This is a genomic window from Capsulimonas sp. (assembly GCF_039929585.1).
Lineage (GTDB): Bacteria > Armatimonadota > Armatimonadia > Armatimonadales > Capsulimonadaceae > Capsulimonas.
On record NZ_JBDSQY010000259.1, the window covers coordinates 1 to 11955 of the forward strand.

Annotated in this window: 13 protein-coding genes; 10 read left to right on the forward strand and 3 right to left on the reverse strand. The window is 59.3% G+C overall.

Annotation, left to right across the window (positions count from 1 at the left end; genetic code table 11):
* Positions 1-148: 148 nt before the first annotated feature.
* A complete protein-coding gene (locus tag ABIZ35_RS19835; RefSeq protein ID WP_348221655.1) occupies positions 149-1048 on the reverse strand; it encodes a Rieske 2Fe-2S domain-containing protein in 900 nt (299 codons plus the stop codon).
* A gap of 172 nt (positions 1049-1220) precedes the next feature.
* Here ABIZ35_RS19835 and ABIZ35_RS19840 point away from each other — a divergent pair, with 172 nt between their 5' ends.
* The 9 genes from ABIZ35_RS19840 to ABIZ35_RS19880 all read left to right on the forward strand — a co-directional run bounded on the left by ABIZ35_RS19840 (position 1221) and on the right by ABIZ35_RS19880 (position 9691).
* A complete protein-coding gene (locus ABIZ35_RS19840; protein WP_348221656.1) occupies positions 1221-1754 on the forward strand; it encodes a YetF domain-containing protein in 534 nt (177 codons plus the stop codon).
* Positions 1755-1847: 93 nt separating this feature from the next.
* On the forward strand, positions 1848-2933 hold the full coding sequence (locus ABIZ35_RS19845) for a glycoside hydrolase family 76 protein (RefSeq protein WP_348221657.1): 1086 nt from the start codon (positions 1848-1850) through the stop codon (positions 2931-2933).
* Between the two features lie 72 nt (positions 2934-3005).
* A complete protein-coding gene (locus ABIZ35_RS19850; protein ID WP_348221658.1) occupies positions 3006-4232 on the forward strand; it encodes a HEAT repeat domain-containing protein in 1227 nt (408 codons plus the stop codon).
* A gap of 175 nt (positions 4233-4407) precedes the next feature.
* Entirely contained in the window at positions 4408-5745 is a 1338-nt protein-coding gene (locus ABIZ35_RS19855) for a serpin family protein (RefSeq protein WP_348221659.1), read from the forward strand.
* Between the two features lie 81 nt (positions 5746-5826).
* Complete coding sequence (locus tag ABIZ35_RS19860; protein ID WP_348221660.1) at positions 5827-7083, forward strand: serpin family protein; 1257 nt, start codon at positions 5827-5829, stop codon at positions 7081-7083.
* A 45-nt stretch (positions 7084-7128) separates the two neighbouring features.
* Positions 7129-8424 carry a serpin family protein gene (locus ABIZ35_RS19865; protein ID WP_348221661.1) on the forward strand — a complete coding sequence of 432 codons (1296 nt, stop codon included), beginning with the start codon at positions 7129-7131 and terminating at the stop codon, positions 8422-8424.
* Between the two features lies 1 nt (position 8425).
* Positions 8426-8737, forward strand: a complete 312-nt coding sequence (locus ABIZ35_RS19870) for a hypothetical protein (protein ID WP_348221662.1) — start codon at positions 8426-8428, stop codon at positions 8735-8737.
* A gap of 243 nt (positions 8738-8980) precedes the next feature.
* A complete protein-coding gene (locus ABIZ35_RS19875) occupies positions 8981-9313 on the forward strand; it encodes an RNA-binding protein (RefSeq protein WP_348221663.1) in 333 nt (110 codons plus the stop codon).
* A 156-nt stretch (positions 9314-9469) separates the two neighbouring features.
* Positions 9470-9691: a hypothetical protein gene (locus tag ABIZ35_RS19880; protein WP_348221664.1), complete on the forward strand. Its 222-nt coding sequence runs from the start codon at positions 9470-9472 to the stop codon at positions 9689-9691.
* 61 nt (positions 9692-9752) lie between these two features.
* Here the strand turns inward: ABIZ35_RS19880 and ABIZ35_RS19885 are convergent, their stop codons facing one another.
* Together ABIZ35_RS19885 and ABIZ35_RS19890 are read right to left on the reverse strand one after the other, a co-directional pair.
* Positions 9753-10796, reverse strand: coding sequence for a YncE family protein (locus tag ABIZ35_RS19885; protein WP_348221665.1), 1044 nt, complete (start codon positions 10794-10796; stop codon positions 9753-9755).
* Positions 10786-11292, reverse strand: coding sequence for a phosphatase PAP2 family protein (locus ABIZ35_RS19890; protein ID WP_348221666.1), 507 nt, complete (start codon positions 11290-11292; stop codon positions 10786-10788). The genes ABIZ35_RS19885 and ABIZ35_RS19890 overlap by 11 nt, the downstream gene beginning before the upstream one ends.
* 206 nt (positions 11293-11498) lie before the next feature.
* On the opposite strand from ABIZ35_RS19890, the gene ABIZ35_RS19895 reads away from it, so the two are divergent.
* Complete coding sequence (locus ABIZ35_RS19895) at positions 11499-11867, forward strand: cupin domain-containing protein (protein ID WP_348221667.1); 369 nt, start codon at positions 11499-11501, stop codon at positions 11865-11867.
* Positions 11868-11955 lie beyond the last annotated feature (88 nt).

Below are 11955 nucleotides of genomic sequence, written 5' to 3' on the forward strand. Positions count from 1 at the left end.
GTGTCAAGAGCCATGTCGGCCCAAGTGATCAGCACCCACTTCCCACTGCGAAGCAGCTTGCAGGGAAGGGGGGAAGCGCTTTAGCGCCGGGGGGTTAGGCAGGCCGCATCGGTAATGGAAGCCCTACTTATTATCGAAGTTTGGCGAACTATCCCTCCACCACCGTATCCCCGTACTTCACCAGGATGCGTCGGTTCTCCACCTTCGTCTCGTAATGCGGCTGCTTGAACGTGCTGGGGCCGTCGAGCACGCGGCCATCGGTGAGGGCGAAGCGGGATTCGTGCCAGGGGCAGACGATGCCGCCGTCGCAGAGCTTGCCTTCGGAGAGGGGACCGCCGAGGTGCGCGCAGGAGTCTGCGAGGGCGTGTACGTTATCACTGTCGCGCACGAGGACGACGGCGTGGCCGTTGACTTCGACGCGGGTGGGTTTGCCGTCGGGTAAGTCGTCCCAGGCGAGGACGTCGACAAAGTCGCCCGCGTCTTCCTCTAACTTCTCGCGGTCGGAGTGGTCCACGCCGATCTTCTGATCGTAGACCAGCATGCCGCCGAGGAATGCGCCCGCGCTGACCACGCCCATGCCGAGGAAGCCGAACACGCGGCCCGCGCCTCGGTGGCCGGTCTTGCGCAGCCCGTAAGAGACTCCGTACAGCGCCGTGGCCGTAATATTGATGAGGGCGTGTGCGCCGCCGACCCGTTTCGTGGCCTTGCCGTCCAATCGATACCAGTCGGTCAGTCCCGTCACCGCCGAGCCGAGCGCGCCGAGCAGGCCGATGCCGACTGCGGCGTCCGCCCCCGCCGCGACTTTGTCGTTGCCCGCCGCCTCCATCACGTCCAGCGCCGCCGCCACGGACCATGCGCCGAGGGGAATGTCCGTCAAGACCGCGTGCAGCGGATGTCCGAGCCAGACGCCGTGCAGCGCGTCCTCGACCTTGCGTCCCGCATCTCCGCCCGCTTCATAAGCGGCCCCAACGCCCTTTTGCAGGCCGTCCGCCACCGGACCGAGCCATTCTTGATCTTCAATCGCCTTGGTGATCGCCAGGGAATCCATTGCACGCTCCTTCGTAGGTCAAAGTTCGGTCTCCATTCCAACGAGAAATTCGGAATGAGAGTCTGTCCGGTTCGTACCCGCCCGCCGCCCGCGTTCAAACGCCGCTTGCCTGGCAGTTGGTATGGGTACCTTACGTTAGGGAGGCTCTCACTCCCGAAAGGAGACTCTACCCATGAACCAATGGCTTCACATCGACTGGGCGCAGGCGTTCACATTTTCCGTGTCTCCCATCGAAATCGTCATCCGAGGCACGATCGTTTATCTCGCGGTCTTCACCCTGCTGAGGGTCATTCTTAAACGCGAGGCGGGGTCTCTGGGCGTCACCGACCTGCTCGTCGTGGTGCTGCTCGGCGACGCCTCGCAGAACGCGATGGCGAACGACCATAAATCCATCCCCGATGGCCTCTTGCTGGTCGCGACGATCATTTTCTGGGCCTTCGCGCTGGACTGGCTCGGATTCAAATCCAAATGGTTCCAAAAGATCTTGGAACCTCCGACGCTGGAACTTGTCAAAGATGGCAAGATCAATCATCGCAACATGCGCCGCGAGCTGATCACGCGTGACGAATTGATGTCCGCGCTGCGCTTGGAGGGAATGACGGAACTCAAAGAGGTCAAGCGCGCCTGTATGGAAAGCGACGGCAGCATCAGCATCGTCAAAAACGATGAAGAGGAGCACAAGGCTCCAGAACGCAAATCCAATTAGTCAAAGTGTTCTGGGACATGTTTGGGGCCTTGACGGGGCATCCGATTGATGATAAGATAGATGAAAATGGTTCCAGGGCGATCAGGAGAATGAATGTTGAATGTGAACACTGTGGCGGCTGCGGCCGTCCTCCTCGCGGCGGCGGCTTTCGGTGTGAGCGGTCCGGCCGCTCAGGCGAAGTCGCCCGAACCGGCGGTCCGCGATCAGGCGATGGATTCCTATTTGAGCGCATTCTATAAAGTCAACAAAGGTCTCGGCTCATTTCGCATGACGACCGCCGGCGGCCGCCAAACCAACTTCTGGCAGTACGCCGAGCAGATCGAGACGGTGGAGGACGCCGCCGAGCGCAATCCGAAGTACAAACCGCAGGTCACGGAGCTGTGCAACGGTTTTATTCGCACCTATGGCCGCGACTGGTCGGATAATATTTATAACGACGATCTCCTGTGGGCGTGCATGGCCTTCACCCGCGCCTATAACCTCACCGGCAATCGGGTCTTCCTGAAGTACGCCAAAAACAACTTCGACATCGTCTGGGCGCGCGCCTACGACACGGAGCTAATCCCCGGCCTCTGGTGGACCACTGAGAAGGGCGGAAAGAACGGCTGCGTGAATGGCCCCGGCGTGATCGCCGCGATGCTGCTTTACAACGCCGGTCAGGGCGACAAATACAAAGAGTACGCTACGAATCTTTTCGACAACTACGAGAAGAACCCCATCATGTGCGATCTCACCAAGAACGCCGTCAAGGATTCCATCAGCACCAAGCACAAGATCAACACCTGGGTGTCCACCTACAATCAGGGAACCTTCGTCGGCGGCGCAACGATGCTCGGCCGGTTCGACGACGCCAAGCTGGCTCTCCAAACCGCGAAGGACGACCTGTGCGGCAAGAACGCCCCGGGCATCCTCAATGAAGAGTACGGCGGCGGCCCCGGAACCGACCTCCCCGGCTTCAAGGGCATTCTGTGCCGCTGGGCCGGTTACTACGCCGCCAAGACCGGCGATGCGTCCTTCAACGACTGGATGCAGACCAACGCCGACGCCGCCTGGAAATCTCGCAACTCGCAGGGAATCGCCTGGTCCAAATTCTGGGCGCCCGCCCCCGAACCCACCGAACGCGCATTGTTCTCCTGGGAATCCTCTCCCGCCGCGACGATCATGCAGACGTGTCCCTAGCAGTCCTACTTGCCTTTGAAGCATCCTGCCGCGCACAGGGTCAATCTCACCGGTGATGCGTGGAGGATGCCGTTGAAACGAATATTGACCCAGACGCTGCTCGTTGTCGCAGCGCTCTTGACGAGTTCTCTCAGCGCTCGGGCGGGCGGCCGCGACAGCGAAGATCTGCTGCAATCACTGACGCGCGCGGACGCCGTCTGCGTAATCAAAGTCGGAGATATTCATGTGGGCGGCTTGGCGGAGTTCGGCGACGGCGTGTACAGCGCGCCCGCCGGCTCTTCCTATGATGCGCCGGCCTATGAGGGCCATCTGTCCGCGCGGCGTGCGGTCGCCAGCTGCGTTGTGGAGCGCTTCCTGAAAGGCGGCGCTTCCTCTTCCTCCACCATCGAGATCGTTTTCCCTTCTCAGTTTCAGCCCAAGCCAGGCGGCAATACCTGGTATCCCACCACGGAACTGGTTTCCGGCGAGCGTATTCTTGTGTTCCTGAAGCGCACGCCCGAAGACGCCGACGAGGCCGTCGGTTTCTATCAGCTCTTTGCTCCCTTTTCCGTCGCGGTCCACTCAAGCCGGCCGGACTTGCCGGGACCGAAGATCATTTTGACGGACGCGCCGCTCCCCGACTTTCCCGCCTCCGCCACGCCCCTTCGAAAGACGCTGCTTGTTCTGGCGGCGATGCTTGCCGCCAAACCAGCCCCCGAGCAAAAGGACGATCGGCGCTTTGATTACCTTCTTCGGAACGCGAACGTGGGGCGTCTGCTGGCGCTGCCCGCGGACGACAACGGACGGCGCTCCGCTCTGCCCCTGATGAAGCAGGAGCGGAGCGCGCTGGGGGAGTCTGAACACTCCGATCTGGACGGATTTGTTTTGAACCAAGTTCTCCCCGTCGTCGAGAAGCTTGTCCGTTCTGAGGATGCAGCTCTCCAGCAGCAAGCCGTCGTGACCGCCGCCGCGCTTCAGGATCCCGATGTTCTCCCCAAACTCGCCTCGATCGTTGAGCAGATCGATCCCAAAACACACGTCGCGAAATCCGCCGAGGCGGGAAACGCCGCGTCCGCCCTGAGCCAGTATCGCCGCGTCGCCGCTGTTCCCGGACTCTGCCGGCTGCTCAAGAACCCATCGGGTGTCGTGCGTGAGAATGCGGCGCAGGCCCTTCGCTATATCGGCGACCCGCGCTCCGTTCCATCGCTCTTAGATGATCTCGACGATTCCGACCCGCGAGCCCGTTATATGGTTGTGAGTGCGCTGTACATGGCGGCCAAAGTGGACGGCGGCGTCTTCGGCTCATCTGTGTTTGAATAGGACACAGCCAAGTACGTGAATTTTTGGAGAGAATGGTCGGCCTCACACAAGACGCAAGTGCTTGCCTGGCGGAACGATTTGGCGGAAACGAGCGGTAAGGAGTGAAGAAGCGGCCGTAAAATATAAAGGCATTGCGTTGATCAAGCGCAATTCTGTTTGAGAGATGGACATATTCATGAAGAAACGACATTGGCGGCAAAGCCGCGCCGCGTGGATCGTCGGCTTCGGGGCGCTGGCCGCCGCTGGATGTCAGCCACAGCCGCATATCTCCTCACAGCCGCATATCGATCCGACGCACAGCGAATTAGATGCCGCGCCAAGGCATATACCGCCTCCCAATCTCAAGCGTAATATATCGCTTCCCGATCTCAATACTGTCGCCGCTGATAAGCGAGTCCAGGAAATCGCCAAGGCCAACGCCGATTTCGGCTGGCGCCTGCTGAAGCCTCTAGCGAAGGAGGCGCCGAACGCGAATGTCTTTTATTCTCCATTCAGCGTCACGCAGGCGCTGTCGATGACGATGAACGGCGCGGGCGGCGACACACAGACCGCGATGATGAAAACATTGGGCCTCAAAGACGTCAAAATCGGCGATGTGAACGCCGCGAACCGATCGCTGCTCCCATCGCTGACGGGCGTCGATCCCCAAATCAAAATCAATGTTGCAAACGCCGTTTGGGTGGACAAGCACACCACGCTCAAACCCCTCTTTCAGCAGACGTGCTTGGCGTCCTATCAGGGCCGGGCGGTGTCGCTGGATTTGGCGTCTTCCGATGGCGCGCAGAGAATCAACAGCTGGGTGAGCGAGCAGACGAAGGGGGAGATCCATGGGATTGTGGCTCCGAGCGACCTCGATGACGCGCGGTTGGTTCTGACAAACGCCGTCTACTTCCACGGGATGTGGATGCATGAGTTCGACAAATCCGAAACGCAAAACGGGCGTTTTCATCTGTCCAAAGGGCGTGAAAAGACGCTGCCGTTAATGTCAGACGACATCACTGTTGATTATCGGGAGACGGATCAGTTTCAGGCGGCGAGCCTGCCCTACGGCGACGGCCGCTTCCGCCTTGACATCGTGCTGCCCAAACGCGTGGACGGCCTGGACGCCGTGGTGAAATCGCTTGACGCCAAGAGATGGAGCAATTTAACCTCACGGATGAACCCTCAGAATATCAGCGTCACTCTGCCGCGTTTTCAGGTAAGTTACGCCGCCGACTTGACGGATCCGCTCACATCCCTGGGGATGGGTTCCGCGTTCCACGCAGGCGCCGACTTCACTCCGATGTGTCTGGAGCCAGTCCATATCGACAAGGTCATGCATAAGGCGATCCTTCAGGTGGATGAAGAGGGAACAACGGCCGCCGCCGTGACAGCGGCGCCAATGGCGGGCGGCGTCAGCGCGGATCCCGCGATTGTGTTCCGCGTCGATCACCCCTTTGTCTGCGCCATTCGCGACAACACAACGGGGACGCTGCTCTTCGTCGGCGTGATCCGCGATCCCGAGAAGCTATGACCGTCTGTGCGCAGAATCATTACTCCCTCGCGTGAACCTTTTTTCCACATAACGGAACTAAGTTGAGAGGAGGACTTGCAAATGGCGACACGAAAACGAGGCATGGCGGCCTTGGGCGTTGGATGGGCTGCGGCGGCGTTTCTGGCCGGATGCGGACACAGAGAATCTTCGAAGATAACCGGGGCAAACGCAGCCGATTTGAAGGCCGTGCAGGCGGATATTCACGTTCAGAAGATTGCCGACGCAAACACGGACTTTGGTCTGCGCCTTCTCAAAGACCTGGTCAAAGAGAATGGCTCGGGGAACGTGTTTATTTCTCCGTTCGGCATCAGTCAGGCGCTGTCGATGACCATGAACGGCGCGGGCGGCGCCACGCAAACCGCGATAGGGCAAACGCTTGGGATGTCGGGCGCGTCCGTCGCGGAGATCAACGCCGCGAACGACTTGCTTCTGCCGTCGCTTCAGAACGCCGACCCTAAGGTAGAACTCAGCGTTGCTAATGCTCTCTGGGCTCGTCATGGCGTCACTCTGAACGCTAATTTCCAGCAGCGATGCGCCGAGTTTTACGGCGGACAGGCGACATCTCTTGATTTTTCGTCCCCATCCGCCGCGGATACGATCAATCGCTGGGTCAAGGAAAAAACCAAGGACAAGATCGACTCGATCGTGTCATCGGATAACATCGCTTCTTCGGAAACTGTGCTGACAGACGCCGTTTATTTTCACGGCAAATGGACAAACGCCTTCGATAAAAGAGCGACGCATAACGGTTTCTTTCAAACAGGGGCGCGTTCGAAGACGCTGCCCTTCATGAGCCAGCAAGGCGAATTCGCGCATGCGTTTTACAGAGAGCTCCAGGCAGTCAGTCTTCCGTATGGCGGCGGCCGTATGAGCTTCGATATTATTTTGCCGCTTGAGAAGGGGGGAATGGAGAAGTTCTTGAATGCGCTGGACGCCGAGTCCTGGCGGAAGATTGTCAGCGGAATGCACGTCAGCAAGATGGCGATTACGGCGCCGCGCTTCAAAGCTTCTTACGCGGCCGCCCTCAGTCGACCACTCACATCGCTTGGAATGTCCGCTGCATTCCAGCCTGGCGCCGACTTTTCGCCGATGGGACTGGGCGGCAGCGTGATCAGCGAAGTCAGGCATAAGGCGATCCTGGAGGTCGATGAAGAAGGAACCATCGCCGCCGCCGTCACGGAAGAAGATTTGATGGAGTCCGTTCCAATGCCGATCGACACAATGCGCGTGGATCACCCTTTCTTCTGCGCCGTTCGCGACGACGCGACGGGAACTTTACTGTTTGCCGGCGTGATTCGCGATCCGGAGGCGCTATAATTTCTTGAATACTCAGACGATCTTCGAATCTTCCAGGAGTCAGACATGCGAACAGTGACATTGAAGCGGGGCAGGGCGCTCGGAATTGTGGGCCTCGGCGCGGCGCTCGATCTCCTCGCGGGATGCGGCGGACCGGGGATCAATACGTCGCCGGGCAATCCGCCGGCGGACAGCCGCGTTAAGGAGGCGGAGGCGAAATCTGTCGCCGCCGATACGCGTGTTCAGCAAGTCGCGGCGGCGAACACCGATTTTGGGCTTCGTCTTCTGAAGCCTCTGGCGAAGGCGTCGCCGAACGGGAACGTTTTTTACTCGCCGCTGAGCGTGACCGAGGCGCTGTCGATGACGATGAACGGCGCGGGCGGCGACACGCAGACCGCGATGGCCAAAACCTTGGGTCTCAAAGACGTCAAAATTGGAGATGTGAACGCGGCTAACGCGTTGCTGATGCCGTCTCTGATAAGCGCCGATCCCAAGGTGGAGATCGCGATCGCCAATGCGATTTGGGTCAAGAAGGGCGTCACACTGAATGGCGATTTCCAAAAGATCTGCGCCGACGCCTACGGCGGACAGGCGACGGCGCTGGACTTCGCTACCCCGGACGCCGCGAAAACGATCAATGGCTGGGTGAGCGATAAGACAAAGGGCAAGATTGAGGAGATTATTCCGAAGGCCGATGTCGTCGATGCCACGGCGGTGCTGACCAACGCCGTGTACTTCCATGGGCAATGGACGGATGCGTTTGACAAACAGGCGACACATGACGATAACTTCATCATCACGAAGGACAAAGTGAAGCCTCTGCCGTTTATGCGCCGCAAAGCCAGCCTCGCCTACGCGGAAACCGACAAGCTTCAGGCCGTTAGTCTGCCGTACGGCGGCGGTCGTCTGAGCCTCCTGATCGTTCTTCCCAGGGACGCCACCGGGCTGGACCCATGGGTGAAATCCCTGGATCAGAAAACCTGGGATCAGTTGGTTGCGAGCCTGCAACCTCAGGACACTGTGATCACCATGCCTCGCTTCCAAGCCTCGTACAGTATCGATCTCACTGATTCGCTGGCGTCGCTGGGGATGGGGCCGGCGCTCAAACCGAAAGCCGACTTCACCCCGATGGGACTGCACGGCGACTATATTGAAAAGGTGCTGCACAAAGCGGTTCTGGAAGTCGACGAAGAGGGGACGGTCGCCGCCGCAGCGACTGCGGTCGTGATGACCAAGGCAGCCGTGCGGCCGGACACGAGCAAATCCGTTTACGTCAACCATCCCTTCGTCTGCGCCATTCGTGATAACACAACGGGAATGCTGCTCTTCGCCGGCGTCATTCGCGATCCCGAGAAGCTGTGATTTGAAAAACATTTCACAAACCGTATTCGTCGTAAGCGTTCTTCTGCTGAGCCTCGCTGTCGGCGGCTGCCGCCCGTCGTCGCCCATGTTCGCCGGGACGCGCATCATGATGGATGCGCCCGTGGATGGGGAGGTCGTCATGATCCCGGCAGGCTCCTTGGGCGAAAACGCCCCCGAATACTCTCTGTCCAACAACCATGGGCGCTTGTTTCTTGACGACAAGGACTTTGGGGTCGTGGTTAAAGGCGACAAAGTGATCGTCGCGGAAGGCGGGCGCGTGTTCGTGAACAATACGGAGCGCAAGTTTAAATGACGTCCAAAACAGCGCACTCTCTAGACCCTGTTAAAAATACTTGTTTATAATTGACAGAGATGTGGTATAATTATCTTAACGCCGAGAAACGCTCGGCGGCTTATTGTTTTTGGTAATCGGTTCTGTGCCCTCTCCTGTGTTCCTGTTGGATTCCTTCGGTTTTGCCGTCGTCCATCCGCTTCCACATCAGTCGCCTAACTGTTCCCTGAAATAAAGGCTTCAATCGAATGGACACCTATCAAAATGACGACAAAACTGTATGTTGGTAACCTCAGCTACCAGACCAAAGACCAGGACCTGAATCAACTGTTCGCCGAAGTCGGCAACGTTGCGAGCGCCCAGGTCATCACCGACCGCTACACCGGCGAATCCCGTGGCTTCGGCTTCGTGGAGATGGCGACCGAAGACGAAGCGCAGCAGGCGATCGCGTCCATGAATGGCCGCAGCGTCGACGGCCGCTCCCTCACGGTCAATGAGTCCAAGCCCCGCGAAGATCGTGGCGGCAGCGGCGGCGGTGGTCGCAGCAGCGGCGGCAGCGGCGGTGGTTATGGCGGCGGCGGCGGCAATCGCTACTAAGCAACCGCGAAAAGGCGTGGCTGATATTTTCAGCCACGCCTTTTTTATTTCGTTTTACCAAGTTTTTATCTGGTTTTTACTGAGTTCGCTTTTTATTCCAGGCTTCGCATCCGTGAAGCCGTCCGTTCGAGCGATGAGCAAAGGAGAGGTTCGCCAATGAGAGAGTCCAGACCGGTCATGCCGAAGCAGCCATCATACAAATCCGCCGCGGAGTTCACGGAAGTACTGCGCCAGACATTAGAGCAGGCGCACACCGACAAGCCGAACGATCCCGAGCTGAAGATTCTTGAGGATGACATGGCGGCGTACGAAGCCGAAGGCAAGCCCGCCGAAGCCCAGGCCGCCCTGCGCAAATGGTTTATGAAGCGACGGGCGTAAGAACCTGCCCCGGACGCCCTCACCCCTCTCCCAGAATTGGGAGAGGGGTGAGGGCTGCCTCCTACGGCGCCAGTTCCAGCAGTGTGAATGATCCCGGCTCATAGGCGCGCCGGCGACGGCCGCCGGCCGGGGCCGCCGGATCGGCTGGGAGCTGGGTCGCGGTCATCAAGAACACGTGGTGGGTCTTGGCGTCCAGCGCCATAGTTCGCGCACCGGTCTGCGTTGCTACCGTGGAGACCGCTTCGTATTTGTCGGGGCTGATTTCGCGGATCACGGTCAGCGTGCCGTCCTCGCCATTCGGACTGAAGACGAGTTTCTCTTTGTCATCGTACGCGCTGGCGTCCGGTCCGCCGCCAATGGCGGGCGTCGCCACTACAGCGCCGGTCTCCGAGTTCAGCACCACCATTTTATCCCCATCACACACGCTGAACAGGCGATGATTCTTCACATCCATCGCCATGCCCGACGGCGATTCCGCGCCCAGCGGCCAGGGCTGGCCCACGGTCAGCTTGCGGCTGTCGATTGCGACCACCGCTCCCTTATCCTCCAAGTTGTTGTAAATACGCCCCTTGCCGTCCGCCACGGCGAACTCCGGACGGCCTCCCACCGGGACAGTCCCTAAGACCTTGCCGGTGCGCGCTTCGATCGCGGTGAAGGAATTTCCCTGGCCGTTGAACGTGAAAATGCGCTCCGTCGCCGGGTCGAAGATAATCGCGTCCGGTCCCTCGCCGACCGGGATTTCCTGGATTTTCGCCATCGTCTTCAAGTCGAAGACCGTGACGCTGTTCGAGCGGCCGCAGCTGATAAAGCCGCGTCCCGCCTTGCCGTCCACCGCGATTCCATGCACGCCGTTCAATCCCGTGATATCGCCGATCGTCTTGCCGGTGTCCTCGTCCACGACGTTGACATGTGTCGAACGCGAGACGTAAATCCGTCGATTTGCGCTGTCCACCGTCAGATAATCCCAGCCGCCGTCGCCTTCCAGCGAGATCTTGCGGACCAGATGATATCCCGGCTCCGCCGCCTGAGCGGGAATGGACGCCGCGCCGAGCAGGAGCCCGAAGGCTCCCAGGGTCAATATGGGAGTAAGTGTTTTATTCTTCAATGGATGTCGCCTTTCTCAAATCAGCCTCGTTCTTCGTGAATTTTAGTGGAATAGATCGCGCCAGCGCCGCGCCGAGAGCGCATCCGACGCCCGCGAAGAGGACACTCGCGAAAACGTCGAAGGGATGGTGCAGCCCCGAGGCCACGCGCGCCGCGCCGACCGCCGCCGAAGCAATAGCCGCCAGCGCCGAAAGCCGCCGGTCGAATGGCCACAGCAGAAAGGCGCAGGAGAAAACCAGCAGCGAATGGTCGGAAGGAAAACCGTTGTCCGGCGCATGGGCGATCATCGGCGTGAAATGGCCCACGACAAACGGCCGGGGATCGTCGTAAAGCCCGCCGCCGCCCTTCGCCAGCGCCACGCCCAGCACGAGCGCAATTACGCCGCGCAGGAGGAGCACGCGCCGTCCGGCGGCGTCCGCGCGCAGCCAGCCCCAAAGGAGCAAGGCGAGGGGAACGACGAACAAGTATTGGGCGCAGAAAAGAGTGATGGAAGACATGGATCGGGCTTCGCCTGTGGAACGCGTAGATTGACTGGGGGATTGTAGCCGAATTAGGATTAGAGAGGCGTTAGGATCGGATTAGAAAACGCTTATCCCATGAGAGGACGGTTAGCGCGCGATTAAAGTATTCTGATGTCGCGGAGGATGCGCCATAATGGCGGTATGCCCCATGGGATAAATTACACTTGCCGAGGATCACACATATGCCCACACTGATCGCCGCTCCCACTGTCATTGAAGCCGCAGGAAACAAGCCCAAGCTGATCGAAGAATTTATCGGCCGCGTGAACTCCGAAACCTCCGACCTCAGCATCGCCCGCATGACCAGCCCTGGCGGCTGGACCGAACCCGCCCAAACCCCAGAATTCGCCGAATATACGCTCGTCTTGAACGGCAGCCTGCGCGTGACCTCCCAGGATGGATCATACACCGACGTCGCCGCCGGCCAGGCGATTATCGTCCCCGCCGGCGAGTGGGTCCAGTACAGCACCCCCGCCGACACCGGCGCCCAGTACATCGCCGTCTGCCTCCCCGCATTCTCGCCGGACACGGTGCATCGTGTGAATTTATAACCTATAAGCAATAAATATAAACGAAAATTATTGCTTATAGGTTATAAAAATATAACAATTATATACCCTATAGGGTATATAATTGTTA

Coding starts and splice junctions, on each gene's coding strand:
- ABIZ35_RS19855 (WP_348221659.1), top strand. CDS start 4,408: ATGAAGAAACGACATTGGCGGCAAAGCCGCGCCGCGTGGATCGTCGGC.
- ABIZ35_RS19875 (WP_348221663.1), top strand. CDS start 8,981: ATGACGACAAAACTGTATGTTGGTAACCTCAGCTACCAGACCAAAGAC.
- ABIZ35_RS19895 (WP_348221667.1), top strand. CDS start 11,499: ATGCCCACACTGATCGCCGCTCCCACTGTCATTGAAGCCGCAGGAAAC.
- ABIZ35_RS19890 (WP_348221666.1), bottom strand. CDS start 11,292: ATGTCTTCCATCACTCTTTTCTGCGCCCAATACTTGTTCGTCGTTCCC.
- ABIZ35_RS19840 (WP_348221656.1), top strand. CDS start 1,221: ATGAACCAATGGCTTCACATCGACTGGGCGCAGGCGTTCACATTTTCC.
- ABIZ35_RS19880 (WP_348221664.1), top strand. CDS start 9,470: ATGAGAGAGTCCAGACCGGTCATGCCGAAGCAGCCATCATACAAATCC.
- ABIZ35_RS19835 (WP_348221655.1), bottom strand. CDS start 1,048: ATGGATTCCCTGGCGATCACCAAGGCGATTGAAGATCAAGAATGGCTC.
- ABIZ35_RS19860 (WP_348221660.1), top strand. CDS start 5,827: ATGGCGACACGAAAACGAGGCATGGCGGCCTTGGGCGTTGGATGGGCT.
- ABIZ35_RS19865 (WP_348221661.1), top strand. CDS start 7,129: ATGCGAACAGTGACATTGAAGCGGGGCAGGGCGCTCGGAATTGTGGGC.
- ABIZ35_RS19845 (WP_348221657.1), top strand. CDS start 1,848: ATGTTGAATGTGAACACTGTGGCGGCTGCGGCCGTCCTCCTCGCGGCG.